This window comes from Pseudomonas sp. NBRC 111138 (assembly GCF_001320835.1).
GTDB lineage: Bacteria > Pseudomonadota > Gammaproteobacteria > Pseudomonadales > Pseudomonadaceae > Aquipseudomonas > Aquipseudomonas paracarnis.
The window spans coordinates 135,310-159,139 of sequence record NZ_BCBO01000080.1 but is presented as its reverse complement, the minus strand read 5'-3'; the positions used below and the strand labels follow the sequence as shown (position 1 = coordinate 159,139).

Annotated in this window: 26 protein-coding genes; 13 read left to right on the top strand and 13 right to left on the bottom strand. The window is 61.6% G+C overall.

From position 1 onward, the window contains the following. Positions 1–77: 77 nt before the first annotated feature. Positions 78–1,700, bottom strand: a complete 1,623-nt coding sequence (locus APH41_RS15620) for a 5-guanidino-2-oxopentanoate decarboxylase (RefSeq protein ID WP_054920017.1) — start codon at positions 1,698–1,700, stop codon at positions 78–80. Positions 1,701–1,811: 111 nt separating this feature from the next. On the opposite strand from APH41_RS15620, the gene APH41_RS15615 reads away from it, so the two are divergent. Continuing rightward, complete coding sequence (locus APH41_RS15615; RefSeq protein WP_054920015.1) at positions 1,812–2,684, top strand: LysR substrate-binding domain-containing protein; 873 nt, start codon at positions 1,812–1,814, stop codon at positions 2,682–2,684. 513 nt (positions 2,685–3,197) lie between these two features. On the opposite strand, the gene APH41_RS15610 is transcribed toward APH41_RS15615, so the two are convergent. Then, complete coding sequence (locus APH41_RS15610) at positions 3,198–3,812, bottom strand: NAD(P)-dependent oxidoreductase (RefSeq protein ID WP_054920012.1); 615 nt, start codon at positions 3,810–3,812, stop codon at positions 3,198–3,200. A gap of 34 nt (positions 3,813–3,846) precedes the next feature. Then, entirely contained in the window at positions 3,847–4,713 is an 867-nt protein-coding gene (locus APH41_RS15605; RefSeq protein WP_054920009.1) for an MBL fold metallo-hydrolase, read from the bottom strand. A 105-nt stretch (positions 4,714–4,818) separates the two neighbouring features. Between APH41_RS15605 and APH41_RS15600 the strand changes: the two genes are divergently transcribed. Continuing rightward, a complete protein-coding gene (locus APH41_RS15600) occupies positions 4,819–5,724 on the top strand; it encodes a LysR family transcriptional regulator (protein WP_034126609.1) in 906 nt (301 codons plus the stop codon). Between the two features lie 91 nt (positions 5,725–5,815). Beyond that, complete coding sequence (locus tag APH41_RS29420; RefSeq protein ID WP_003189580.1) at positions 5,816–5,995, top strand: hypothetical protein; 180 nt, start codon at positions 5,816–5,818, stop codon at positions 5,993–5,995. Here the strand turns inward: APH41_RS29420 and APH41_RS15595 are convergent. Then, positions 5,988–6,863 carry a helix-turn-helix domain-containing protein gene (locus tag APH41_RS15595; RefSeq protein ID WP_014717471.1) on the bottom strand — a complete coding sequence of 292 codons (876 nt, stop codon included), beginning with the start codon at positions 6,861–6,863 and terminating at the stop codon, positions 5,988–5,990. The two genes, APH41_RS29420 and APH41_RS15595, sit on opposite strands and share 8 nt — an antisense overlap. A 189-nt stretch (positions 6,864–7,052) precedes the next feature. On the opposite strand from APH41_RS15595, the gene pobA reads away from it, so the two are divergent. Next, positions 7,053–8,237 (top strand): 4-hydroxybenzoate 3-monooxygenase, encoded by a 1,185-nt coding sequence (pobA, locus tag APH41_RS15590; protein ID WP_173647468.1) that lies wholly within the window; start codon positions 7,053–7,055, stop codon positions 8,235–8,237. A 66-nt stretch (positions 8,238–8,303) separates the two neighbouring features. Further along, complete coding sequence (locus APH41_RS15585; protein WP_054920005.1) at positions 8,304–9,821, top strand: MDR family MFS transporter; 1,518 nt, start codon at positions 8,304–8,306, stop codon at positions 9,819–9,821. 56 nt (positions 9,822–9,877) lie between these two features. On the opposite strand, the gene APH41_RS15580 is transcribed toward APH41_RS15585, so the two are convergent. From APH41_RS15580 to APH41_RS15570, 3 genes are read right to left on the bottom strand one after another with little or no spacing between them, the layout of a single operon-like run. Next, positions 9,878–10,717, bottom strand: coding sequence for a cache domain-containing protein (locus APH41_RS15580; protein ID WP_054920003.1), 840 nt, complete (start codon positions 10,715–10,717; stop codon positions 9,878–9,880). Between the two features lie 55 nt (positions 10,718–10,772). Then, positions 10,773–11,243 carry a cyanase gene (gene cynS / locus APH41_RS15575; protein ID WP_054920001.1) on the bottom strand — a complete coding sequence of 157 codons (471 nt, stop codon included), beginning with the start codon at positions 11,241–11,243 and terminating at the stop codon, positions 10,773–10,775. A 28-nt stretch (positions 11,244–11,271) separates the two neighbouring features. After that, positions 11,272–11,913, bottom strand: coding sequence for a carbonic anhydrase (locus APH41_RS15570; protein ID WP_054919998.1), 642 nt, complete (start codon positions 11,911–11,913; stop codon positions 11,272–11,274). 112 nt (positions 11,914–12,025) lie between these two features. On the opposite strand from APH41_RS15570, the gene cynR reads away from it, so the two are divergent. Beyond that, positions 12,026–12,877: a transcriptional regulator CynR gene (cynR, locus tag APH41_RS15565; RefSeq protein ID WP_034126614.1), complete on the top strand. Its 852-nt coding sequence runs from the start codon at positions 12,026–12,028 to the stop codon at positions 12,875–12,877. Positions 12,878–12,970: 93 nt separating this feature from the next. Here cynR and APH41_RS15560 read toward each other — a convergent pair whose 3' ends face one another. Then, positions 12,971–13,744, bottom strand: coding sequence for a transporter substrate-binding domain-containing protein (locus tag APH41_RS15560; protein ID WP_034126615.1), 774 nt, complete (start codon positions 13,742–13,744; stop codon positions 12,971–12,973). A 447-nt stretch (positions 13,745–14,191) separates the two neighbouring features. Between APH41_RS15560 and APH41_RS15555 the strand changes: the two genes are divergently transcribed. From APH41_RS15555 to APH41_RS15535, 5 genes are all read left to right on the top strand, one after another. Then, positions 14,192–15,562: a glutamine synthetase family protein gene (locus APH41_RS15555; RefSeq protein WP_054919996.1), complete on the top strand. Its 1,371-nt coding sequence runs from the start codon at positions 14,192–14,194 to the stop codon at positions 15,560–15,562. Between the two features lie 100 nt (positions 15,563–15,662). Then, positions 15,663–16,262 carry a class I SAM-dependent methyltransferase gene (locus APH41_RS15550; RefSeq protein WP_054919994.1) on the top strand — a complete coding sequence of 200 codons (600 nt, stop codon included), beginning with the start codon at positions 15,663–15,665 and terminating at the stop codon, positions 16,260–16,262. 122 nt (positions 16,263–16,384) lie between these two features. Beyond that, positions 16,385–17,518 carry a ribonuclease D gene (gene rnd / locus APH41_RS15545; protein WP_034126618.1) on the top strand — a complete coding sequence of 378 codons (1,134 nt, stop codon included), beginning with the start codon at positions 16,385–16,387 and terminating at the stop codon, positions 17,516–17,518. Beyond that, positions 17,515–17,808, top strand: a complete 294-nt coding sequence (locus tag APH41_RS15540) for a YcgL domain-containing protein (RefSeq protein ID WP_003189597.1) — start codon at positions 17,515–17,517, stop codon at positions 17,806–17,808. The genes rnd and APH41_RS15540 overlap by 4 nt, the downstream gene beginning before the upstream one ends. 107 nt (positions 17,809–17,915) lie before the next feature. Then, entirely contained in the window at positions 17,916–18,848 is a 933-nt protein-coding gene (locus APH41_RS15535; protein WP_054919992.1) for a D-2-hydroxyacid dehydrogenase, read from the top strand. Positions 18,849–18,988: 140 nt separating this feature from the next. Here the strand turns inward: APH41_RS15535 and APH41_RS15530 are convergent, their stop codons facing one another. After that, positions 18,989–19,582: a nitroreductase family protein gene (locus APH41_RS15530; protein ID WP_034126620.1), complete on the bottom strand. Its 594-nt coding sequence runs from the start codon at positions 19,580–19,582 to the stop codon at positions 18,989–18,991. Between the two features lie 153 nt (positions 19,583–19,735). Between APH41_RS15530 and APH41_RS15525 the strand changes: the two genes are divergently transcribed. Together APH41_RS15525 and APH41_RS15520 are read left to right on the top strand one after the other, a co-directional pair. Further along, positions 19,736–20,185 carry a YcgN family cysteine cluster protein gene (locus APH41_RS15525; protein ID WP_003172524.1) on the top strand — a complete coding sequence of 150 codons (450 nt, stop codon included), beginning with the start codon at positions 19,736–19,738 and terminating at the stop codon, positions 20,183–20,185. Positions 20,186–20,198: 13 nt separating this feature from the next. Continuing rightward, entirely contained in the window at positions 20,199–21,419 is a 1,221-nt protein-coding gene (locus tag APH41_RS15520; RefSeq protein ID WP_054919989.1) for a hypothetical protein, read from the top strand. A 142-nt stretch (positions 21,420–21,561) separates the two neighbouring features. On the opposite strand, the gene APH41_RS15515 is transcribed toward APH41_RS15520, so the two are convergent. The 4 genes from APH41_RS15515 to APH41_RS15500 form a co-directional block, all read right to left on the bottom strand. Continuing rightward, positions 21,562–21,912: a DUF2892 domain-containing protein gene (locus tag APH41_RS15515; RefSeq protein WP_014717485.1), complete on the bottom strand. Its 351-nt coding sequence runs from the start codon at positions 21,910–21,912 to the stop codon at positions 21,562–21,564. A 67-nt stretch (positions 21,913–21,979) separates the two neighbouring features. Further along, the gene (locus tag APH41_RS15510) at positions 21,980–22,447 is read right to left on the bottom strand and encodes an RNA methyltransferase (protein ID WP_003189607.1); all 468 of its coding nucleotides are present in this window, start codon (positions 22,445–22,447) and stop codon (positions 21,980–21,982) included. 159 nt (positions 22,448–22,606) lie between these two features. Further along, a complete protein-coding gene (locus APH41_RS15505) occupies positions 22,607–22,981 on the bottom strand; it encodes a YajD family HNH nuclease (protein WP_054898999.1) in 375 nt (124 codons plus the stop codon). A gap of 89 nt (positions 22,982–23,070) precedes the next feature. Continuing rightward, complete coding sequence (locus tag APH41_RS15500) at positions 23,071–23,757, bottom strand: spermidine synthase (protein WP_034126624.1); 687 nt, start codon at positions 23,755–23,757, stop codon at positions 23,071–23,073. Positions 23,758–23,830 lie beyond the last annotated feature (73 nt).

Below are 23,830 nucleotides of genomic sequence, written 5' to 3'. Positions count from 1 at the left end.
GGTAAGCGCGCATAGGGCGTTGGCTGGCAGGGCGTCACGGGAGCAAGCTCCCCCGCCACAGGTCCAGCGTTGCGGGATTACAGATTCGTCAACTCCCACCGCCCTTGGTCGATTTCAAGCAGCGTCGGCCCCTGGCGATCAGCAGCAGCATGCAATGCGGTGCGAAGATGTTCGATGCCGCGGATGCTTTCTGCCGCGCAACCCAAGGCCGTGGCCACGCCGATAAAGTCCGGCGTGTAGATGTCCACACCCACCGGCTCGATGTCACGGTTGACCATGTATTTCTTGATCTCTTCATAACCCTGGTTATTCCACAGCAGCACGATCACCGGTGTACGCGCTTCCACCGCGCTGGCCAGCTCCGGCAGGGTAAATTGCAGGCCGCCGTCGCCGATCAGGCACACCACCGGTTGGCCATCGCCGCGCCCGAGCCAGGCACCCATGGCGGCGGGCAGGGCATAACCCAGGGTGCCGTAACCGGTGGAGGAATTGAACCACCGGCGTGGGTGGTCGAGGTTAAGGGTCAGATTGCCGCTGTACACCGGTTGAGTGGAGTCGCCCACGAACACCACGCCGGGCAATTCCTCCAGAACGGCGTTGAGAAACCGGGTTTGCGCACGCGTCGAAGCGTCCCAGGCAGGTTCCAGCTCGGCCCACAAACGGGCGACGCGTGCTGCACCCCAGTCGGCAGTGCGCGGCGCCAGCGGCTGGCGGTTGATTTCGGTAAGCAGGGCTTGGGCGGCAATGCGCGCATCGGCCACCAGTGCCACTTGGGGCGGGTAGTTGCGTACGGTCTGGTCCGGGTCGATATCGATGCGCAGCAGCGTTCCGGGAATGTTGAAACCGCCGGCGAAGGTGACGTCGTAGTCGGTCTCCGCCAACTCGGTGCCGATCGCCAATACCACGTCAGCTTCAGCCACCAAGGCACGGTTGGCGGGCAGTGTTTGCGTGGAGCCGATCAGCAGCGGGTGCGCGGCGGGCAACATACCCTTGGCGTTAATGGTCAAGGCCACGGGCGCGCCGAGGGTTTCTGCGAGGTGGGTCAGTTCGGTGGCGGCGTCAATGGCGCCGCCACCGGCCAGGATCAGCGGGCGCTTGGCCGCAGCCAGCCACTGGCGCATCTGCTCAATGGCAGCCGGGGCTGCGCCGGCACGGGTGACGCTGACAGGCGTGCTGTCCAGCAACGCGTCGGCATTTTCCACCAACACATCCAGGGGGATCTCGATATGCACCGGGCGCGGCCGACCAGCCTGGAACAACGCAAACGTCCGCGCCAGCACGGCGGGCAGTTCGGCCGCTGACATCAAGGTATGGGAGAACGCTGCCACTCCGGCCACCAGTGCGCTCTGGTTCGGCAGTTCATGTAACTTGCCGCGCCCGCCGCCCAACTGGCTGCGTGCCTGCACGCTGGAAATCACCAGCATCGGGATCGAGTCGGCATAGGCCTGGCCCATGGCGGTGGTGATATTGGTCATGCCGGGGCCGGTGATGATAAAGCACACGCCGGGCTTGCCAGAGGTGCGCGCATAACCGTCGGCCATGAAGCCGGCGCCCTGTTCGTGGCGCGGGGTGACATGCCGAATACTGGAGCGCGCCAGGCCCCGGTACAGCTCCACGGTGTGTACGCCGGGAATGCCGAACACGTGGTCCACGCCGTAGCGTTCCAGGAGGTGCACCAATACTTCGCCGCAGGTCGCCATACAGGTCGCTCTTGTGATGGATTCGAAGCGCTATTGGAGCGGTTGGCCGGTGGCGGCAACAATCGATAAAAAGTCATACTCCCCATGTCCTCCCGTCATGGCTGCGCCCCGATGAAACGCCTCCCTCCGTTACCTGCGTTGCACACCTTCTGGGTCACGGCCCAGTGCTGCAACTTCACCCGTGCCGCCGAACACCTGCACATCACCCAGGGCGCGGTGAGCCGGCAGGTGGCCGGGTTGGAAAGCCAGTTGGGCTATGCCTTGTTCCGGCGCCAGGCGCGTGGCTTGAGCCTGACGGAGGAGGGGCGCGAATGGCTGGCGTGCGCGCAACAGGTGTTTGGCTTGCTCGCTGACGCGGTGGAGCACATCGGTGACCGGCGCCGCACCTTGCAGCTCAAAGCGTCCACCTGCGTGATGCGCTGGTTGTTGCCGCGCTTGCTGCAATGGCAAAAAGAACGCCCGGATGTGCCGGTGGAGCTCACCACGACGGTGGCCTATAACGTCGACTTTCGTCGTGAGACGTTTGACGCGGCGGTGATCTATGGGCCCATCGCCGAGCAGTCCGCCGAGGCGCGGCACTTATTCGACGAGCGCCTAACGCCGGTCTGCGTGCCTGGGTTGCTGGGCAGTTTGCGTACGCCGCAGGATTTGCAGCATCAGGTACTGTTGCACCCGACCCGAGACGAGCGCGATTGGACGTTGTGGCTCAAGGCTGCCAATGCCTGCTTGAGCGATCCCATCCAACGGCACCACTTCGAAACCTTGGACTTGGCAATGACCGTAGCGTCCCAGGGCACCGGGGTGGCGATGGGCGACAGTGCGCTGATTGGCGAGGATCTGAAGGCGGGGCGGTTGGCGATGCCGTTTGAACTGCGGGTGTCGACGGGGATGGGGTATTTCCTGGTGTATCCGCCGGGGAAGGAACCGTCGGTTGGGTTGGTCGCGCTGATGGATTGGTTGGTCAGTGAAGCCAGTGTGGGATGACAGCCAACGCCAATCTACCTGACTCGCCGCGATCCAAATGTGGGAGCTGGCTTGCTCGCGATGACGGCCTCCCAGGCGACACATATCTACCTGACACCCCCGCAATCCAACTGTGGGAGCGGGCTTGCTCGCGAAGGCGGCCTGGCAGGCGACACAGTTGGATTGTGTACATATCCATTCCTGCGGTAACGGCCACCTAGGGTTCCGCTTTTACAGCGGGTCACTTTTGGAAAAGAGCCCCAAAAGTAACCAAAAGGGCTCTTGCCCCACCACTCGGCACCTCGCTTAGGCTCGGTGTGCCCGTAATCCGCCAGTGATTTGGGGGGCCGCCGCCACGCGCCATCCATGGCGCGGGGCGGCTAAACCGGCATCCCTGCCGGTTTACCCCCCAAATCCCTGTCGAATTCCGGCCAGCGTGGTTTAACGGGGCGCCTAAGATCAAGATCAAAAGCAGATCAAGAGCAGATCAAGAGCTACTCGCTTCGCATCGTGTTTAGCGTTGACGGCGTTGGGTCAGTAACCGACGGTAAAGCGCTGGCGCGAATGCTTCGGTGTTTCCACTTCATCCAGCATGGCGATGGCGAAGTCGGCAAAACTGATCGAGCTATTGCCGTCACTGTCCATCAGCAGCTCATCCTTGCCCAGGCGGAATTTGCCCGTGCGCTCGGTGCCGTCGAACAGGGCCGATGGCGACAGGAAGGTCCAATCCAGCTCCTTTTCCTGACGCAACGTTTCCAGGAAGTCAGCCCCGGCACTGGCTTCAGCTTTATATTCAGCCGGGAACCCTTCGCTGTCGATCACGCGTCCGCCACCGGGCAACAGCAGCGAACCTGCGCCGCCGACCACCAACAAACGTTTCACCCCGGCCTTTTTCACCGGGCCGATCACGGCGCTGGCGGGAAGGGTGGCGAAGTGCGCCGCGCTGACCACCACGTCGCTACCGCTGATGGCGTGTTGCAAGGCCTCGGCATCCAGGGCATCAACCTGTTTGACCGTAACGCCTGGGCGCACAGCCAGCTTGTCGGTATTGCGGGCGATGGCGGTGACGGTATGCCCGCGACGCAGCGCTTCTTCCAGCAGTTGGCTACCGGCGCGGCCGGTGGCACCAATGATTGCAATCTTGCTCATGATGTTCTCCAACAGGGTTAAGGTTTAAAGCCAGTTACCACTTCATTTCGCCCTTGGCGACTTTGGCGCTCAGTTCCAGCGAGCTTTCGTCGGCGAGGGTGGGGTAGCGTTTTTTCATGGCCGCAATCAGGGCGGCGGAGTCCTTGGCCTTGGCGGTTTCGAGGTCGAAGGCCTTGATGTAATCGGCGGTGAAGTTGACCGAGGCCAGCGATGGCGTGCCCAGGTAATGGCCTGGCACCACGGTGTTCGGTTTCAGGTCTTCAATGCGCTTGAGGGTGGCCAACCAGTCTTTATGGGATTGCGCGCTCTGGGTATCAGCCATCCAGACGTGGATGTTTTCAGCGATAACCACACCACCAACCACGGCCTTGATCGACGGGATCCACACAAAGCTGCGACCTGGCTGCGGGCCGTCGAGGCCCACCACTTCAAGCTGCTGTCCTTCCAGGGTCAGGCTGTGGCCTTTAAGTACCTGCGGTACAAGGGTCTTGGCCGGTTTGTCTGCGCCCATTTTCGGGCCCCAGAAGGCCAGCTTGTCGGCGACAGTGGCGTTGATATGGTCGACCACCGGCTGCGGCGCCAGCACCTTGGCGTCGGGGAAGGCGGCGGTGAGGGTGTCCAGGCCGAAGTAGTAGTCCGGGTCGCCATGGCTGATGTAGATGGTGGTCAGGTGCTTGCCGCTGGCGCGGATCTTCTGCACCAGTTGCTCGGCTTGGCCTTTGCCGAATTGCGCATCCACCAGGATCGCGTCTTTCTCGCCGCTCACCAGCACCGAGCTGACTGGGAATATCGCGGCTTCGCCTGGGTTGTACACGTCCAGTTTCAGCTCTGCCGCCGCTGCGTGGGCAGCGAATGCCAGGGCGGCAGTAGCCAGGGTCAAGCGTTTGAAGGTCGAGAACATCGGGCAGCTCCTGCCATAGATAAGGGATGCACAGAGCTTAGTTGCATAAAACGCGACAAAAAATGCGATGCTGGGACATAGTTTGTTTCTAAAAGCGGGCAAATCATGGATCGTCTTCAAGCAATGCGCGTGTTTGTCACCGTGGTGGACCTGGGCAGCCAATCCGCCGCCGCCGACCACCTTGACCTGTCGCGCCCGGTGGTCTCGCGTTACCTGGCGGAGCTGGAAGACTGGGTGGGTGCACGCCTGCTACACCGCACCACGCGCAAGCTCAGCCTCACTGCCGCCGGGGGGGAAACACTACCGCGTTGCCGGCAATTGTTGGATTTGTGTGGGGATATGCAGGCCGCCGTCAGCGAACCCGATGACGCGCCCCGAGGTCTGTTGCGCCTGAGCGTCAGCACCTCGTTCGGCCAGGCGCAGCTGGGCGCGGCGATTGCCGAATACGTCAAGCTTTACCCCCTGGTGACGGTGGATTTGCAGATGCTTGATCGCACGGTGAACCTGGTGGACGAGCGCATCGACCTGGCGATCCGCACCAGCAACGATCTGGACCCCAACCTGATCGCCCGGCGCCTGACCGTATGTCGCTCGGTGGTGTGCGCCACACCGGCTTATCTGCGCGAGCATCCGGCGCCGCAGAAAGTCGAAGACCTGGCCCGGCACAATTGCCTGACCCACTCTTACTTCGGCAAGAGCCTGTGGCATTTCGAAGAAAACGGAGAGCACGTGTCGGTGCCGGTCCACGGCAATATCACGGCCAATGAGGCCAGCACGTTGATGCGCGTGACGCTGGCCGGGGCAGGGGTGGCGATGCTGCCCAGTTATCAGGCCGGCGAGCTGATTCGCAGTGGGGAGTTGGTGCGCTTGCTGCCGCACGCCGAGCCACGACAAATGAACATCTATGCGGTGTACGCCTCACGCAAACACATGCCTTCGGCGTTGCGTAGCCTCCTGGATTTCCTGGTGCTGCGCTTTCCTGAAGAGCCGGGTTGGGATGTCGGGCTTTGAGCTGAAATAAGCGCGCTGAATGGCATCGCATCAGGGCAAGTTGACCTATGCTTTAAACAGCACCCTGTAGATCCGTTCAGAGGTCTGTGCCATGAGCATTAAAACCAGAAAGTACCTGACAATTTTCACCCTCTGCGCATTGGCAACAGCGCTGTATGGGACTGCCGCCTACCGCGTCGAGCAAACGCGCATGCAGCCAGCGGCGTTCGCTATCAGCTGCCATCAGGACCAATGCGTTCCCCGCACCGGCAGTTTCAGTGCGCTCAGGTAGGCTGCTCTGCCTTCAATTGTTCACGAAACGCCTTGGGTGAAAACCCGACCCTGCGGCGAAACAGCCGTGAGAAGTTGGTCGGGTCGGAAAAACCCAGCACTTCGGACATCTCGTTTATGGTCATGCTGGTGTAGGTCAGCAGGCGCTTGGCTTCCAGCAATTGGCGGTCATGCATGATCTGCAACGCCGGTTGCCCACCCAACTCCCGACACGTCCCGTTCAAATGTGAGACCGAGATGCCCAGCTTGTGGGCCAGGTCTTCAATCTTCGGGTGTTCGCGGTAATGCTGTTCGACCAGTTGCGTAAACCGCCGAAAGTACTCACGACCCCGCGGCGCGCGTGGATGGCGGCGCTGGATCGCCTGGCGGCTGACCCATACCAACAACACGCTGACCAGGGCGTGCAGCATCATGTCCCGTGCCGGTTGGTCATCGGCGTATTCGTCCTGCAAGCGTACGAACAGGCTGTTCAAGTAATCGCTGTCCTTGCCCGCCGGGTAGCTGCCGAGTGTGTGCAGGCCATCGACGGTAGAGCCCAGTTGCGCCTGCAAGTGGCTAACCAGCGGCGCCGAAAGCGTTACCACAAACCCTTCCACATCCTCGGAAAAACGAAAGCCATGCACGCACAGCGGTGGCAGCACTTGCAGGCTCGACTCGTTAAGCGTGGTGCGCTGGCCCTCGATTTCCAGTTGTGCCTGGCCTTTGTGCACATACAGCAACTGGCACAGGTCCGCGTGCCGGTGGGGCTGGATTTCCCACTGGTATTCCCGACTGCGCCGGGAAATGGTTTCGCAGTGCAACAAATCGGGAGTCGGCCACTGCTGGCTTTCCCCGTAAAGCTTGAAGACCGGAATCGCGGTTTTGGTCATGGTTTCAATCCGATACTCAGGATAATGGTTCGGTAATCGCCCCGATTGGCGAAAAGCACAGGTTTTGACGCAGTTTTCACCTTCTTATGAGCCTCACTCAAGTGAAAAATGTCAGCCACAAGAGCAATGACAACTCTTTCACTCCATACGTTCGCGTGAAGCTTGAAGGTCATAAAAATAATGAAAACCCTGAAAACCCAAGTCGCCATTATTGGTGCCGGTCCTTCCGGATTGCTGCTCGGCCAACTGCTGCACAACGCTGGCATCCAGACCCTCGTTCTAGAGCGTCAGAGCGCCGATTACGTACAAGGCCGTATCCGCGCCGGTGTGTTGGAACAGGGCATGGTCGACCTGCTGCGCGAAGCCGGCGTCAGCCAACGCATGGACGCCGAGGGTCTGGTGCACGACGGGTTTGATATTGCCCTCAATGGCCAACTCACCTCCATCGACCTCAAGGCCTTGACCGGCGGCCAGTCGGTGATGATCTACGGCCAGACCGAGGTCACCCGCGACCTGATGGCCGCCCGCGCAGCCGCGGGTGCCATTACCCTGTACGAAGCCTCCAATGTTCAGCCCCATGACCTGAAAAGTGAACAGCCATGGCTGACCTTCGAGCATGAAGGCCAAGCCTGTCGCCTGGAGTGCGACTACATTGCCGGCTGCGACGGTTTCCATGGCGTGGCCCGCCAGTCGATACCGGCGCAAGCGCTGAAGGTGTTCGAACGGGTCTATCCCTTCGGCTGGCTGGGCGTGCTGGCCGACACGCCGCCGGTACATGCCGAACTGGTGTACGCCAAACATGCGCGGGGTTTTGCGCTGTGCAGCATGCGGTCGCCGACCCGCAGCCGTTACTACCTGCAAGTGCCGGTCGAAGAGAAGCTGGAAGACTGGGCGGATGAACGTTTCTGGGATGAACTCAAAAGCCGCCTGCCCGACTCATTGGCCGAACAATTGGTGACCGGCCCGTCAATCGAGAAAAGCATCGCGCCGCTGCGCAGCTTTGTGGTGGAACCCATGCAGTACGGGCGCCTGTTCCTGCTCGGCGATGCCGCGCACATTGTGCCGCCCACCGGTGCCAAGGGCTTGAACCTGGCAGCTAGTGATGTGAGCACATTGTTCCGCATCTTGCTCAAGGTGTACCGCGAAGGGCGCCTGGACTTGCTGGAAAAATACTCGGCAATCTGCCTGCGCCGAGTGTGGAAAGCCGAGCGGTTTTCCTGGTGGATGACCTCGATGCTGCATCAGTTTCCCCAGGCGGATGACTTCAGCCAGCGTATTGCCGAAAGCGAACTGGACTATTTCATTCGCTCTGAGGCTGGGCGTAAAACCATCGCAGAAAATTACGTCGGCCTTCCTTACGAGCCTATCGAATAGCCTGCTATCGTATCGAGCATTCCCACCGGTGACCGTTGCCTGTGGGCCCTGCTCGAAGGTTCTGCCGTGACACACCTCAATCAGCCCGCTCCAACCGTTCCCGCCGTGCGCAGTATCCTGGTCGCGCTGATGATGGCGATCTTCCTGGGTGCCCTGGACCAGACCATTGTCGCCGTGTCCATGCCGGCCATTTCCGCACAGTTCCATGACGTCAACCTGCTCGCCTGGGTGATCTCCGGCTACATGGTGGCGATGACCGTGGCGGTGCCGATCTACGGCAAGCTTGGCGATCTGTATGGGCGCCGGCCCATGATGCTGATCGGCATGGGCGTGTTTACCCTCGCGTCGCTGTTCTGCGGCCTTGCGCAAAGCATGGAGCAACTGGTGCTGGCGCGGGTTGTGCAGGGTATCGGCGCTGGCGGGATGGTCTCGGTGAGCCAGGCGATCATTGGCGACATTATTCCTCCCCGCGAACGGGGACGTTATCAGGGGTATTTCAGCAGCATGTACGCGGTGGCCAGCGTGGCCGGGCCGGTGCTGGGCGGTTATATGACCGAGTACCTGTCGTGGCGCTGGGTGTTTTTGATCAACCTGCCACTGGGCGTCGGTGCCTGGTACGTGGCCCATCGCACTCTGGTGGGGCTGCCGGTGCCGCAGCGCAAGCCGATCATCGATTACCTCGGCACGGTGCTGATGATCGTCGGCCTCACCGCCTTGTTGCTGGGCATCACTGAAATCGGCCAGGGCCATTCGTGGCGTGACGATCAAGTGCTGGGGTTGCTGGCCTGTGCCCTGTTGGCCTTGAGCATGTTTGTATGGCACGAACGCCGCGCACGGGAACCGCTGTTGCCGATGCACTTGTTTGCCAACCGCAGTGCGGTGTTGTGCTGGTGCACGATTTTCGTCACCAGCTTCCAGGCGATTTCCCTGACGGTGCTGATGCCCCTGCGCTACCAGACCGTGACCGGCGCTGGTGCCGACAGCGCAGCCCTGCACTTGCTGCCGTTGGCGATGGGCTTGCCGATGGGCGCGTATTTCGCCGGGCGCATGACCTCGGTGACCGGCCGCTATAAACCGATGATCCTCAGCGGCGCGGTGTTGAGCCCGCTGGCGATTCTCGGCATGGCCTACAGCGCCCCCCAGGCGGTGGCGCTTACCAGCGTCTTCATGTTGTTGTGCGGTATCGCCGCCGGCATGCAGTTCCCGACCTCGTTGGTGGGTACGCAGAACTCGGTAGAGCAACGGGATATCGGTGTGGCCACCAGCACCACCAACCTGTTTCGCTCCCTGGGCGGGGCAGTGGGGGTGGCTTGCATGTCGGCGTTGCTGCTGGCGCTGTTGCACGATTCCAGTTTCGCCCATTTGACGAGCGGCGCACTGGTGGCCGAAGGCAGTTCCGGCAACGTACTGCTCGACGGCCTCAACGCCGCACCCGGCCCGGCGCAGGATGCGTTGCGCGACGAGTTGGCGGTGACGTTCCGGCATTTGCTGATGGTGAGTGCGGCGGTGTCGCTGCTGGGGTTGGCCGCTGCGATAGCGATGCCGAATCGGGTACTGCGCGGCCGTGAAGACAAAGTTAGATAAGCGGACGCGGAGCGTCCCAGGCGGCGTTCCCACGCAGAGCGTGGGAACGATCAGGATCAGGGGCTGTAATACCCCACCGCAACCATGAAATGCCCGCTCTTGCGCACATAGGCATGCTTGTTCTCGACCTTGCCGGTCACCGGGTTTTTCCAGCGGTATTTGTATTCGCCCTGGTCCTGTTCGGCCATCATCTGGAGGATCGGCACACCCACCGGTTTGCCATCCGGGTCCTTGATCTTGGCAAAATCGGTGTTGATCAGGCGCAGGTTGGTGCCATGGGCGACGTAGCGCTGCGTGTTCAGGTCCACCACGAATACGTAGAGATCATCTTGCAGGAAGCCGCCTTGCAAGGAGTTGATCGCCTTGAGCGTGCCGGCTTCATCCTTGACCAACGCCTCCACCGCCTTGTTGCGCAGCGCCCGTGCCTGTTCCGGTGTGGCGCGCGGCAAGTAATAACCGACCGCCAGGATGCGTTCGCCCACGCGCTGATAAAACACGTGTTTATGTTCGACCTTGCCGTCATTCCAGTTCTGCCAGCGGTAGTCAGCCTGCTGGATACCCTGGTTTTCGGGCACCTTGAGCGCGTCCTTGAAGGATTGGCGCAAATCCGGTCCGAGTACCTCGGACACATCGCGACCTATGAGCGCGGAGGAGGGCCCGCCACTGGCCAGCAGTACGCCTTTTGTATCGACCACAAACACATAACGGTCCTGGTCGATGAACTCGCCCTGACGGCTGAAAGCGGCGAACGCCTTGTCACCTTGCTTGTGGTAGTACGCCAAGGCCTTTTCCAGCAGGGCCTTGGCGGCTTGGGCATCCGCTTCCTGTGCCGTGGCGGCATGCACCTGGCTGCAACACAACAGCAGCAGCCAGGTGAATCGGAGCAGTCTCTTCATTTACCCGTCCCTCGTTCTTGTTGGTGTGCCAAGAGCGTAGACGGTTGGCGGCGAATCAGAAGGGTTTGGTCGGCAGGTATTTGCCGTCCAGGGTGATGACCGCACGGGAGCCGCCGTCCGGGTCTTCGACTTTCTTGATGTCCAGTTTGAAGTTGATGGCGCTGATGATGCCGTCGCCGAATTGCTCATGCACCAGGGCTTTCAAGGTAGAGCCGTAGACTTGCAGCATTTCATAGAAACGGTACATGGTTGGGTCGGTCGGCACACCGCTCGGGAAGCTGCCGCGCAATGGGACGCTCTGCAGCAGGCGGCTGGCGTCCTCGTCGAGACCGAGTTTGCCGCACACGATGTCGGACGCCTCCTTGGGCAGCGGGTGCTGGCCGAGCAGGGCTGCGGTGACGAATGCCAGGCTCAGCCCGGTGCCGTCGGTGAGGTCCTGCCACGACAGGTTTTTGCGTGCCTTGAGGTCGATAACGGTGTCGGCCAGGGCCAGACGTGGGGTTTGGGCGAATTGGGATTGCAACATGGTGACGTCCTCTTGGGTTGAATAAGGTTCAGGCAGCGTGGGCGCGGGTGCTGGGGTGGTCGAGCAGGGAGACGAAGCGCCCGGTGTGCCCGTCCAAAGCGTCGATGCCGCCGGTTTCGATGTCGTACACCCAGCCATGCAGGTTCATCCGGCCTTGTTCCAGCGCCAGGGCGACAGAAGGGTGAGTCTTGAGATTAGCCAGTTGGGCGACCACGTTTTCGCGCACCAACGAATCCAGGCGTGCAGCGTCCGAGACATGCGTGCGAGCGGCATTTATCACCTTGGCCGACTCGGCATGGCGCAGCCAGTTGGCCACGGCGGGCAGGTGGTCCAGGCATTTGCAGGTAGAAATGGCAGTCATCGCACCGCAGTCCGAGTGCCCGCAAATCACAATGTCGCTGACGCCCAGCACCGCAACGGCATATTCGACTGTGGCCGACACACCTCCTGGTTCCGGGCCGTAGGACGGCACTATGTTGCCGGCGTTACGGATGACGAACAGGTCACCGGGTTCCTGCTGGGTCAACAGCTCGGGGACTACGCGGCTGTCAGAGCAGGACACGAACAAGGTGCCGGGGTTTTGCGTAGTCGCCAGGTGTTTGAACAAGTCACTGCGAGGGGTAAAGGCTTCACGTTGGAATTTGCGAAAGCCGTCGATGAGATGCTGCATGGTGGTTCTCCTTGCGTCGCTGATGGGGCAAGGATGGAAGTTTTCGGCTATAGCGTCCAAGACCGGTTTATTATGCTTTCTATAAGTCATGCCTATAGTTGGAGCGCTGCCCATGCTGTTGCGTCATATCCGTTACTTGCTGGCCGTTGCCGAGCATCGCAATTTCACGCGTGCCGCCGAGGCGCTGCACGTGTCGCAGCCGACCTTGTCGCAACAGATCAAGCAACTGGAAGAAAGCCTGGGCGCGCCACTGCTGGACCGTTCCGGGCGCAGTGTCAGCCTGACCGACGCGGGGCAGGCCTATGTGCGTTATGCGCGGCTGGCCTTGCAGGATCTACAGGCCGGCACCCGCGCCATACATGACGTGCAGGACCTGCGCCGGGGGCATTTGCGCCTGGCCATGACGCCGACCTTCACCGCCTACCTGATCGGCCCGCTGCTGGCACGCTTCAATGCGTCGTATCCCGGCATCACCTTGAGCATTGAGGAACTGACCCAAGACCGCATCGAAGCCGCCCTGGGCGAGGACCTGCTGGATATCGGCATCGGCTTTACCGGCGAGCATGGGCTGGAGATCGACTGTGAGGCGCTGTTTGTCGAAGAGCTGAGCCTGGTCGTCAGTGCCAGCCATCCAGAACGCACACAACCAGCCTGGCTCGAACAGCCCCTGGTGCTACTGAACACAGGCTTCGCCACCCGCCGCTATATCGACGACTACTGCCACCAACAAGGGGTTAAACCGCAGATTGCCATGGAGGCCAACTCCATCAGCGCGATCATCGAAATCGTGCGCAGCACGCCCCTGGCAACCATCCTGCCCCGCGCACTGGCCGAGGCCCAGGCAGGCCTGCATGCCGTGGTGATCAATCCACCGTTGCCGCAGCGCACCGCGGCACTCCTGAGTCGCAAGGGCGCGTATCGCAGCGCTGCGTGTGCGGCGTTTGTAGCGTTGATCAAGGCGTAGGACCGGGCTGACGCCCCAGGATCCCAATGTGGGAGCTGGCTTGCCTGCGATGACGGACGGACAATCAACACCGATCTACCTGACACCCCGCATTCAAGGCGCAGCCAACCACTGCCCCACAATCCCTGCATACGCCCCCGTCGCCACACTCAAATGCAACCACTGATCCACGTAACTCTTCCAGGCCACATCATCTCGCGGCAACAAAAACGCTTTTTCACTGTACTGCATCGGTTGCTCCGGGTTGACCGCGCACAACCCAGGCTTGAGCTTCTGCTGATAACGCGCCTCGCTGGCGTCGGTAATCATCACATCGGCTTTGCCCGCCAGCAGTTCATCAAAAATCGTCACGTTGTCATGCAGGCGAATCTGCGTCTGGCCCAGGTGCGCACGGGCAAACACTTCATTGGTGCCACCGGCGGGCTCGATCACTCGCACCTGGGGCTGGTTGATCTGTTCCACCGTCTGGTAGCGCTGCACATCGGCGCAGCGCACCAGTGGGATCTTGCCATCGACCCCGAGAGACTGGCTGAAGAAGGCTTTTTTCTGACGTTCCAACGACACGGAAATACCGCCCACCGCGATGTCGCAGCGTTGGGTCAGAAAGTCCGGCATCAGGGTTTTCCAGGTGGTGGGCACCCAGTTGATTTTGGCGTTGAGGCTCTTGGCCAGGGACTCGGCCATGGCAATGTCGATACCTTCATAGCCGCCGTCGCTGCGCAGCGAGGTGTAAGGCTTGTAGTCGCCGGTGGTACACACGGTGAGGGTGCCGCGCGCAATCACGTCGTCAAGGCGAGATGCAGCGGTGTCGGCCTGGGCGACATTGGCCAGGCTTGCCAGTACACAGAGGGCCAGAGGCGCTTTCATGGAGTCGAATCCTTGGGGCTCGGTTGAAGCAGCCATAATGCCCGTTTTTGGTAGGAACGAGCTTGCTCGCGAAAAAGCTGTGTGCGCCGCTGTGAACCAGGCACCCGCGTTATCGTTAACGATCTTCGCGAGCAAGCTCGCTCCTCCAGACAGAATGTTTAGCCAAACTGCAACCAAACTCCATCAAGGCTGAATTTACTCGCGTATCCTCGCGTGTGACGCTCAAGTCTTTCTATCACTGTGGACCGCGCATGCACGCTTGCCCCGACACTCACACCGCGACATTGCCGTCTGCGCTTGCGTTCTGGGCCTTGTTCCATTGCCGACACGCGCGCCCGCCAGATACCTCTCTCCTACGTTGATCTACCCCCATGGATGACGCACACCTGTGCGCATCTGCCCGGCGGCGCCTGCGCGCTTGCCTGACGCAAACGTATGAGAATTCCCATGAGTGTTTTTGCCAGCCTGCATGAAGCCCAGACCTTCCTTGAACAGAACCCCGACATTGAGATGTTCGAGCTGTTTATCCTCGATAACAACGGCGTACCGCGCGGCAAGCTGCTGCACCGCGACGAACTGCTGGCGGTGTACGAAAGTGGCCGGCCTCTGCCCAGTACCATCCTCGGCCTGACCATCAATGGCGATGACGTAGAAAACTCCGGGCTGGTCTGGGAGGTGGGGGATATTGACTGCCGCGCCTACCCGATCAGCGGCAGCTTGCAGCGCATGCCATGGCGCTTGATCCCCACCGCAGCGGTGCAGGTCAGCATGCACCCCACCGAAGGCCTGCCCGCCACCGTGGCCGACCCCAGGCACCTGCTGGCCAATGTTATCGAGGCGCTCAAGGCCGACGGTTATTACCCGGTGATGGCGGCGGAGCTGGAGTTCTACCTGCTCGACCAAAAGCCTGACAGCAACGGCCGCCCGCAACCGGCGCGGGATGTGGATGGCAATCGCCCGCGTTCGACGCAAGTCTACGGCCTGCGCGAACTGGAGCAGATCGAGCCGTTTCTTGCCGACCTCTACAGCGCCTGCAAACTGCAAGGGATTCCGGCGCGCACAGCTATCTCCGAGTACGCGCCGGGCCAAGTGGAAATCACCCTCGAACACCGCACCGACGCGCTGCAGGCGATGGACGAAGCCGTGCGCTACAAACGCCTGGTCAAGGGCGTGGCGCACAAACATGGAATGACCGCCTGTTTCATGGCCAAGCCGTTCGACGACCTGGCCGGCACCGGCATGCACATGCACGTCAGCCTGGCCGATGCCCAGGGCAATAACCTGTTTGCCAGTGAAGCGACCGACGGCACGCCACTGCTGCGCCAAGCCGTGGGCGGCATGCTCAGTACCTTGCTCGATTCACTGTTGATGTTCTGCCCCAACGCCAACTCTTATCGACGCTTCCAAACCAACAGCTATGCGCCGCTCGCTGCCACCTGGGGCGTGGACAACCGCACCGTCAGCCTGCGCGTGCCCGGTGGCCCGGCTCAATCGCGGCATATCGAACACCGCATCTGCGGTGCCGACGCCAACCCCTACCTGGCGGCTGCTGCGATCCTGGCCGGCATTCATCGAGGCATCCGCGAACAGCTCGACCCTGGCGCCCCGGTGCAAGGCAACGGCTACGCCCAGGCCAAGGAACTGCTGCCCACCGACTGGCTGACCACCTTGCGCGCGCTGGAAACCTCCCGCTGGGCACCGGATGCGTTCGGGCGCGAATTCCTAGGCGTTTACCTGGCGGTCAAACGTGCCGAATATCGCCAGTTCATGGGCGAGGTGGGGGAGCAGGATTGGCGGTGGTACTTGCATCAAGCGTGACCGGTTTTAGCGGTGTGGGCTTTCGACCTTTTTTTCACGTTGCGAAGGTTAAGCTGCGGATCAAGGTCGTTCACTACCGTTTCATTCACATGAGCCCGCGATGTCGCCACAACCTCCATCCTCCATCGAGACCGAATTCACCGAGCGCTATGACCGTGAGCATGCCAGGGGCTGTGGCGACCCGCGTCCGCCCAGGCTGTTGCAGCGCCTGTCGGCGTGGCGCGATGCGCGGTTGGTACGCCAGGCCCTGAAAGTGGCGGGCGAGCCAGGGCTTATCCTCGACCTGGCGTGCGGTTCCGGGCGCTTCTGGCCGGTGCTGGCCGAACACGTCAACCGTGTGATCCTGGCCTCGGACAACTCCCAGGCGATGCTCGATCACGCGCGCACCCATCACCCGGGTACGTTGCTCAAACGTGTCAAAACATTCCAGGGCTCGGCGTTTTCCATTGGCCTTTCGGCGAATGCGGTGGACTGCATTTTCTGCCTGGATTTGTTTCGCCATGTGCCCGGCAGCGATGCACGACTCATGTTATTGCATGAGTTTCACCGCGTCAGTCGCGACACGGTGATTGTTGCCGTGAACGTGGGCACGCCGGTAGAGAGCGAGTTTCGCCAAGCCGGCTTCAAAATCCTCAATTACCAAGAGTTCCTGCCGGGCTCGCGGCGATGGTGCGTCTACGTTTTGCGTAAGAGAGGATAACGCCCGCTTGTAGGACTATTCTTCCTCTCCTGTCGGAGTTTTCATGATGGCGTGTGCACTGCGGATGCTCGCAAGCCCCTTTCGCGATATATACTGCGCGCCATTCTTCAAGGGAGAGCCGTGTGGCCATCGATATTCACTGGATCTGCGACAACGATAGCCTCGGCCAGCATTGCGCCGAATGGCAGCAGTTGCCATTCGTCGCCCTCGACACCGAATTCATGCGGGTCGACACCTTTTACCCTATTGCCGGGCTGATCCAGATCGGTGATGGCGTGCGCGCTTACCTGATCGACCCCCTGACTATCGACAATTGGCAACCCTTGGCCGCCTTGCTGGAGAACCCGGCGGTGATCAAGGTGGTGCACGCCTGCAGCGAAGACCTGGAAGTGCTGTTGCGCCTGACTGGCAGCTTGCCAGTGCCGTTGTTCGACACCCAATTGGCGGCGGCGTACCTCAACCTCGGTTTCTCCATGGGCTACTCGCGCCTGGTGCAGGCGGTGTTGGATATCGAGCTGCCCAAGGGCGAAACCCGCTCCGACTGGCTGCAGCGGCCATTGTCAGAGACGCAGGTCAGCTACGCCGCCGAAGACGCCGTGCACCTGGCCGAGGTTTACACCCGCCTGCGCCCGCAACTGTCGGACGACAAATACGCGTGGGTATTGGAAGACGGCGCCGAACTGGTGGCCAACCTGCGCCGTGAGATCGACCCCTACGAGCTGTACCGCGACGCCAAGCTGGCGTGGAAATTGTCCCGTGCCCAACTCGCAGTGCTGCGTGAGCTCTGCGCCTGGCGCGAGCAGCAGGCCCGTGCCCGCGACTTGCCGCGCAACCGCATCGTTCGCGAGCACTCGTTATGGCCCCTGGCCAAATCCCAGCCGGATAACCTCGCCGCCCTGGGCAAGATCGAAGACATGCACCCGCGTACGGTGCGCCAGGACGGCCAGTTCCTGCTGGACCTGATCAAACGCACTGCCAGCCTGCCCATGGACCAATGGCCGCCTGCCGTGGCAGAGCCGTTACCGGTGGACGCTGCAGCGTTGATCAAGCAACTGCGTGCCCTGGGCCAAACCTTCGCCGAGCGCCTGGACATGGCGCCGGAACTGATGCTGCGCAAGAAAACCCTCGAAGCCCTGGTTAAAAGTGGCTACCCCGATGGGCCTTACCAATTGCCAGACTCGCTGCGTGGCTGGCGCCGCGAGTTGATGGGCCAGGCGTTGCTCGACAGCCTGGCCAATGCCGGAGAACAGCCTTGAAACGTATTTGCTCCATCTACCGCAGCAAGAAAAAAGACGGCATGTACCTCTATGTGCTCAAAAGCGATGCCCTGGAGCGCGTGCCCGAGCCGTTGATGGAAGCCTTTGGCAAGGCGCATCACGCCTTTGACATGGTGCTGACGCCGGAGCGCAAGCTGTCGCGCGAAGACATCGCCGTGGTGCTGGAAAACCTCGACAAGCAGGGCTACCACCTGCAAATGCCGCCGGCCGAGGACGAGTACATCGAGCACTTGCCCGAAGAGCTGCTGCGCCGCAACGACCCGATGTGATCGACCAGTGCCCGCTTCAGGGCACAGCTTCAATGGAATCGTATTAGAGGACGGTGGCCGTAAGGATGCGGGCGGCCGTCTGCACTGTTTTTTCAAAGGTTTGAACCATGCGTGTTCTGATTGCTGAACAGGATCATCCGCTCTACGCCCAATTGCTCAGGGACGCCGCCCCAGACCTCGAAGTGCTGACCAGCGGCGACTCGGCCGAACTCTCGCGCCTGGCCGCCGACTGTCCGGTGTGGCTGGGCCAGCCCGATCTGTTGGCTACCCTGCTGCGCCAGGGCCATCATCCGCAATGGCTGCAATCGACCTGGGCGGGCATCACGCCCCTGCTGGCCGATGGCTTGCCACGCGACTACCGGCTGACCCGCGCGGTAGGCATTTTTGGCCAGGTCATGGCCGAGTTTGTCCTCACCTACATGCTGGGCCACGAGCGCGAAGTGCTGGCGCGGTTGGTCAGCCAGGTGGAGCGCAAATGGGATAACCGCATGGGCCAGAGCCTGGCGGGGCGTAAGGCGCTGATCGTCGGCACCGGTGACATCGGCCAGCGCGTGGCCGAGTTTCTGCTGCCGTTCGGCGTGCAGTTGTATGGCATCGCCAGCCAGGCCCGCGAGCAGGCACCGTTTATCGAAGTGGCGGGGCTCGACCAGTTGGGCCGGCTGGTGGGGGAGGTGGATTACGTGATCAACCTGCTGCCCAACACGCCTGATACCCATGACCTGTACGACGCGGCGCTGTTCAAGCAATTCCAGCCCACCGGGTTGTTTATCAACGTCGGACGCGGCGTGGCGGTGGTGGACGCCGATCTGGTCGAGGCGCTCAAAGAAGGGCACCTGGCCGGCGCGGTGATCGACGTGTGCCGCCAGGAGCCCTTGCCGCAACGCCACCCGTTCTGGACGGCGTGGGGTTTGCTGTTGACCGGGCACAGCTCGGCCCCGACCTCGCCGCCAATGATGGTGGAGTTGTTTGTGCAGAACCTGCGGGCGTATCAGGCCAAGCAAGCGCTACGCGGGGAAGTGGATTTCGAGCGCGGGTACTGAAGAGCTTGCCCGATGGCCTCATGTAGGAGCGAGCTTGCTCGCGAAAAACTCACAGGCGCCGCGCTTATTCAGAAAGTGCGCGTCATCGTTGACGTTCTTCGCGAGCAAGCTCGCTCCTACAGAGGATGAGAGGGCGATGCTTAGAGACTGAAGTTCCCCTCGGACACCAGCTCGCTCAACGGCTTGCGCGGGCTCGGCATTTCGCGCCCTTGCAGGTACTCCGGCAAACTCGACTTGTCACCCAGCTTGCCCACCGCCACGGCCGCATGCAGCGCATAACCCTGGGGAATCTTCAGCTCCTTGCGGGTCAGTTCCTGGTCGAAACCGGCCATGCCGTGGGTGTGCCAGCCACTGAGGCTGGCTTGCAGCGCCAGGTGGCCCCAGGCCGAGCCGGTGTCGAAGGTGTGCCACAGCGCCGGGGTTTCTTCGGTAGCACCCGGGGCGATGAAGTCGGTTTTCGACGCGATGATGATCAGGGCCGACGCATGCTGCGCCCAATTGCGGTTGAATTCATTCAGCAGGCCCAGGAAGCGCTCCCAGTCCGGCGTGTCACGGCGCGCATACAGAAACCGCCACGGCTGCGAGTTGTAGGCCGAAGGCGCCCAGCGTGCTGCTTCGAAGAAACTCAGCAGCGTCTCCTGCGGGATGCTCTCGCCGGTAAAGGCGCGGGGCGACCAGCGCTCGGTGAATTGGGTGTGGATCGGATAATCGGCAACACGGGGGTTATTGCTCATGGACAGACCCTGATGGAAAAAACGGGATTCAAAACTACTGCGCCCACCCAGGCCTGACAAGTCTTGCAACACCGTCAGTCGTAAGCGCTTGGCCCCAACGGGCTTGGGCACTAGACTGGCGGCCTTTTCACCTTCCGATACTGATGCAGAGCCATGGCCGCCAAAGTCGAACCTTTCTGGATACGCAAAACCCTTGAGCACCTCGACCAAGAGGAGTGGGAGTCATTGTGCGACGGCTGTGGCCTGTGCTGCCTGCAAAAGCTTGAGGATGAGGACGACAACAGCGTCTATTACACGCGTATCGCCTGCAAACTGCTCGACCTGAAAACCTGCCAGTGCACTGATTACCCCAACCGCCGCGCCTCGGTGCCTGATTGCATTCAGCTCACACCGGGCCAGGCCGATCAGTTCAAATGGTTGCCGCCGACCTGCGGTTACCGCCTGGTCAGCGAGCGCAAGGATTTGCCGCTGTGGCATCACCTGGTCTGCGGCGACCGTGATGCGGTGCACCACGAACGCATTTCCCAGTCCGGGCGCATGCTCAGCGAAGGCAGCGTGCCCGAGGACGACTGGGAGGATTACCTGATTTTCCGCGCAGGCTGAATGAGGAGTGTGTATGAAGGTGGCCGCCAAGTGGGCAGCGGGCCTGGTCGTGCTGGCGCTGAGCGGACCGGGCTGGTGCGCGAAGAAAGTCGACCTGGATTACCACATCAAGCTGTTGCCCCAAAGCCAGCAGGCCGAGGTGCGCGTCAGCCTGTCCCAGGGCGCGGCGGTGCGCAGCCTGAACTTCGACCTGGGCCGCGACGGTGACTACAGCGACTTCAAGGCCGATGGCCAGTGGCAAGTCACGGGCAACCGTGGCCTGTGGCAACCCAGCCCTGACAAGGCCAGCCTGACCTACCGGGTGCGCCTGGCCCATGCGCGCAAGCCCGGCGTGTATGACACACGCATCACGCCCGGCTGGGCGTTACTGCGCGGCGAAGACCTGGTGCCGGCCGCACGTCTCGACCAGCAAGACGGCGTCGAACTGGTCTCACGCCTGATGTTTGAACTGCCGACGGGTTGGAAGAGCGTCGAAACCGCCTGGCCGCGCATCGGCCAGAACAAATTCCGCATCGACAACGTGTCCCGCCTGTTCGACCGCCCCACCGGCTGGATGCTGGCGGGCAACCTCGGCAGCCGCCGCCTGCGCCTGGGTGATACCGACGTCACCGTGGCCTCGCCCAAGGGCCAGGGGATGCGCCGCATGGACGTGCTGACGTTGCTGACGTTTGTCTGGCCCCAGGTGGAAGCCGCGTTCCCGCGCCATCCCGGCAAACTGTTGATTGTCGGTGCCAGTGACCCGATGCGGCGGGGCGCTTATTCGTTACGCGATTCGATCTACCTCAACAGCCGCACGCCGCTGGTGGGCGAAAATGGCAGCAGCCCGTTGCTGCGCGAAGTGGTGCAGGCCATCGGACGCTTCAATGACCACGACAGCAGCGACTGGATCAGCGAGGGCTTGGGCGAGTACTACGCGATTGAGCTGATGCGGCGTGCCGGTGGCATCACCGATGAACGCTATGCGGCGATCCAGGCGCGGCTGACCAAAGAAGGCAAAGACGTCACCACTCTCAAAGGCGAGCACGTCAACGGCGCGACGCTGGCGCGTTCGGTGGTGGTATTGCAGGAACTGGACCGTGAGATCCGCGTGAAGACCCACAACAAACGCTCCCTGGACGATCTGGCGCAGGCAGTGATGCGGGTGAACAGCATCAACACCAAAGAGTTCGTGCAGTTGGCCGAGAGTGTGATCGGTGAGTCTTCGGTGGTACTGGACAGCAAACTGCTGCGCTGATCCAAACCCCTGTGCAATTCAAAATGTGGGAGGGGGCTTGCCCCCGATGGCGGTGGGTCAGCAAAAAGTAGGCTGCTGACAGTCTGCTATCGGGGGCAAGCCCCCTCCCACATTTGAATCTCCAGCATGTCCAAGTCTTAAGTCAGGCTTTAGGTTTCACCGCCTTTTCAGCCGCCACTTCGGCCTTGGTCTTCAGGTTCTTCAACTCTTCACCGGCCCGTTCGATCTTGGTGCGCACACTGTTCATTTCCTGGCGGCCCTGTTCCAGTTTGTCCTTGAGCGAACTGTGCCCGGTAAAGCCACGGGCCAGTGCCACGCCACCAATCGCCACCTGGATCAAGCCGAAAATCCCGCCGCGGCGCAAGCCTTTACCCACCATCATTACCCCGCCGGCCACCGAGCCGATGCGCTCCCAGCCATGCACGTTCTGGGTGGGTTGAGGCTTCAAGGGGGCGGCTTCGATGATAGGTCGCAAGGTTTTGCTATCGCTCATGATCAGTCTCCAACAAGGGCAAGTGTTATTAGCTGACTGCGCGCATGTGCCGGATGTTCCCGCAATGTCAGTACTTGGGGCCCGAACGGGTGTTATTGCCCTTGGCCAGGCGGTCATAGAGCACCACGTTGACCGTGGCCGCCAGGTTCATGCAGCCGGTGGTGGGGATGTACACCACGTCCTCGCACCAGTCGCGGATCTCTTTGTCCAGGGAGCCGTCTTCGGGGCCGAAGATATACAGGGCCCGGTCGGGGTGGGTGTATTCAGGCAGCGGACGGGCGCCTTCGACCAGTTCCACGGCCACCGGAATGCAGCCCAGGGGCAGGATCTTTTTCAGGTCGTCGATGCCGATCAGCGGGATATCGTGGTGCACCTTCTTGGTGTCGGTGATGAAATCCCGGGCGCGCTCGTAACGCACGCCGGTGTAGAACACCGAGGCCACGCCGTAGCAGCCGGCGGCACGCATCACCGAGCCGACGTTTTCGGGGGATTTGGGGTTATACAGACCGATGCAGCTGTAGCGTTTATTGCCCACGGGGAAGGGTGCCTTGAGAAAAACGGCGATTATACGGCCTGGGGGGATGCAGTGCTTGGGCGATCGCATCGCGGGCAAGCCCGGCTCCCACGGGGAAATGCATTCCTACTGTGGAAGCTGGCTTGCCTGCGATGAGGCCGGAACAGGCAAAGAAGAACGTTAGTCTTCCTTCTTCATCAACCCCGCCAACGCCGCAAACGGGTTGTGCGTTGCCTTGGCAATGCTCGGGCTGCTGGTGGAGCCTTCGCCGAAGTATTGCTGGTCGGTGTAGCGCGAGTGTTCGTTGTCGTGGCAGTACAGGCACAGCAACTCCCAGTTGGAGCCGTCCTGGGGGTTGTCATCATGGTTGTGGTTGCGGTGGTGGACGGTCAGTTCACTCAAGCGCTTGCCGGAAAACTCACGGGCGCAGCGGCCACACACGTGGGGGTACATCTTCAAGGCTTTATCGCGGTAGCCCATTTCGCGGTCGCGCTGGGCATCGGCGAGGATGCGGTCCAGCTTGGCGGTGTGGGAGGGTGGGTTATTCGAGCTCATCATGGCTCCTGGCTATTATTGGGTGGTTCACGGACAAGGTTGATTCTAGCCGCTCCCACAGGGGATTGGCGCTATTGAATCAACCGTGATCAGCCCTTGAGCTTCTCTGCAATCCAGATGGTATGCCGCGTGCCCTTGTTGCCATGGGCAAACACTTGCACTTCCTCGGCCTTGAAACCGGCCTTGCGCAGTTTGTCACTGAACAGCTTGTCGGCGCTGGCCGACCACACCGCCAGCACACCCTTGGGCCGCAGGGCCTTGGCGCACGCGGCCAGGCCACTGGCCGAGTACAGCCAACTGTTAGCTTTTTGCGTGAGCCCCTCGGGGCCGTTGTCGACGTCGAGCATGATCGCATCAAAGCCTTGGGGCTCGGCCTGCAGTACCTTGGCCACGTCTTCCAGGCGGACCACGGTGCGCGGGTCCAGCAGCGGGCGTCCGGATTTCTCCCCCAGCGGCCCACGGTTCCATTCCACGACGCCGGGCACCAGTTCGGCCACCACCACTTCGGCGCTCTTGCCCAAATGCTTGAGCGCCGCGGCCAAGGTAAAGCCCATGCCCAGGCCGCCGATCAGCACACGTGAACCCGGGCGCCCGGCCACTTTGCGGCAGGGAATCTCCGCCAGGGCATCTTCGGAGCCATGCATGCGCGTGTTCATCAACTGGCCACCGTCACCGCCCTGGATCTTGATGACGAAGTCCTCGCCGTATTCGAACAGGCACAAGGCACCGCCGTTGTCGGGGATTGGGGTGGTGTCCAGCAGAACAAAACGTTTCATGGAAATCTCATTGGGAAGGGCATTCTTGCGCGGTTGGGAGTAGCCTTAGGGCATTCCGGTCAGGCCATGGAGC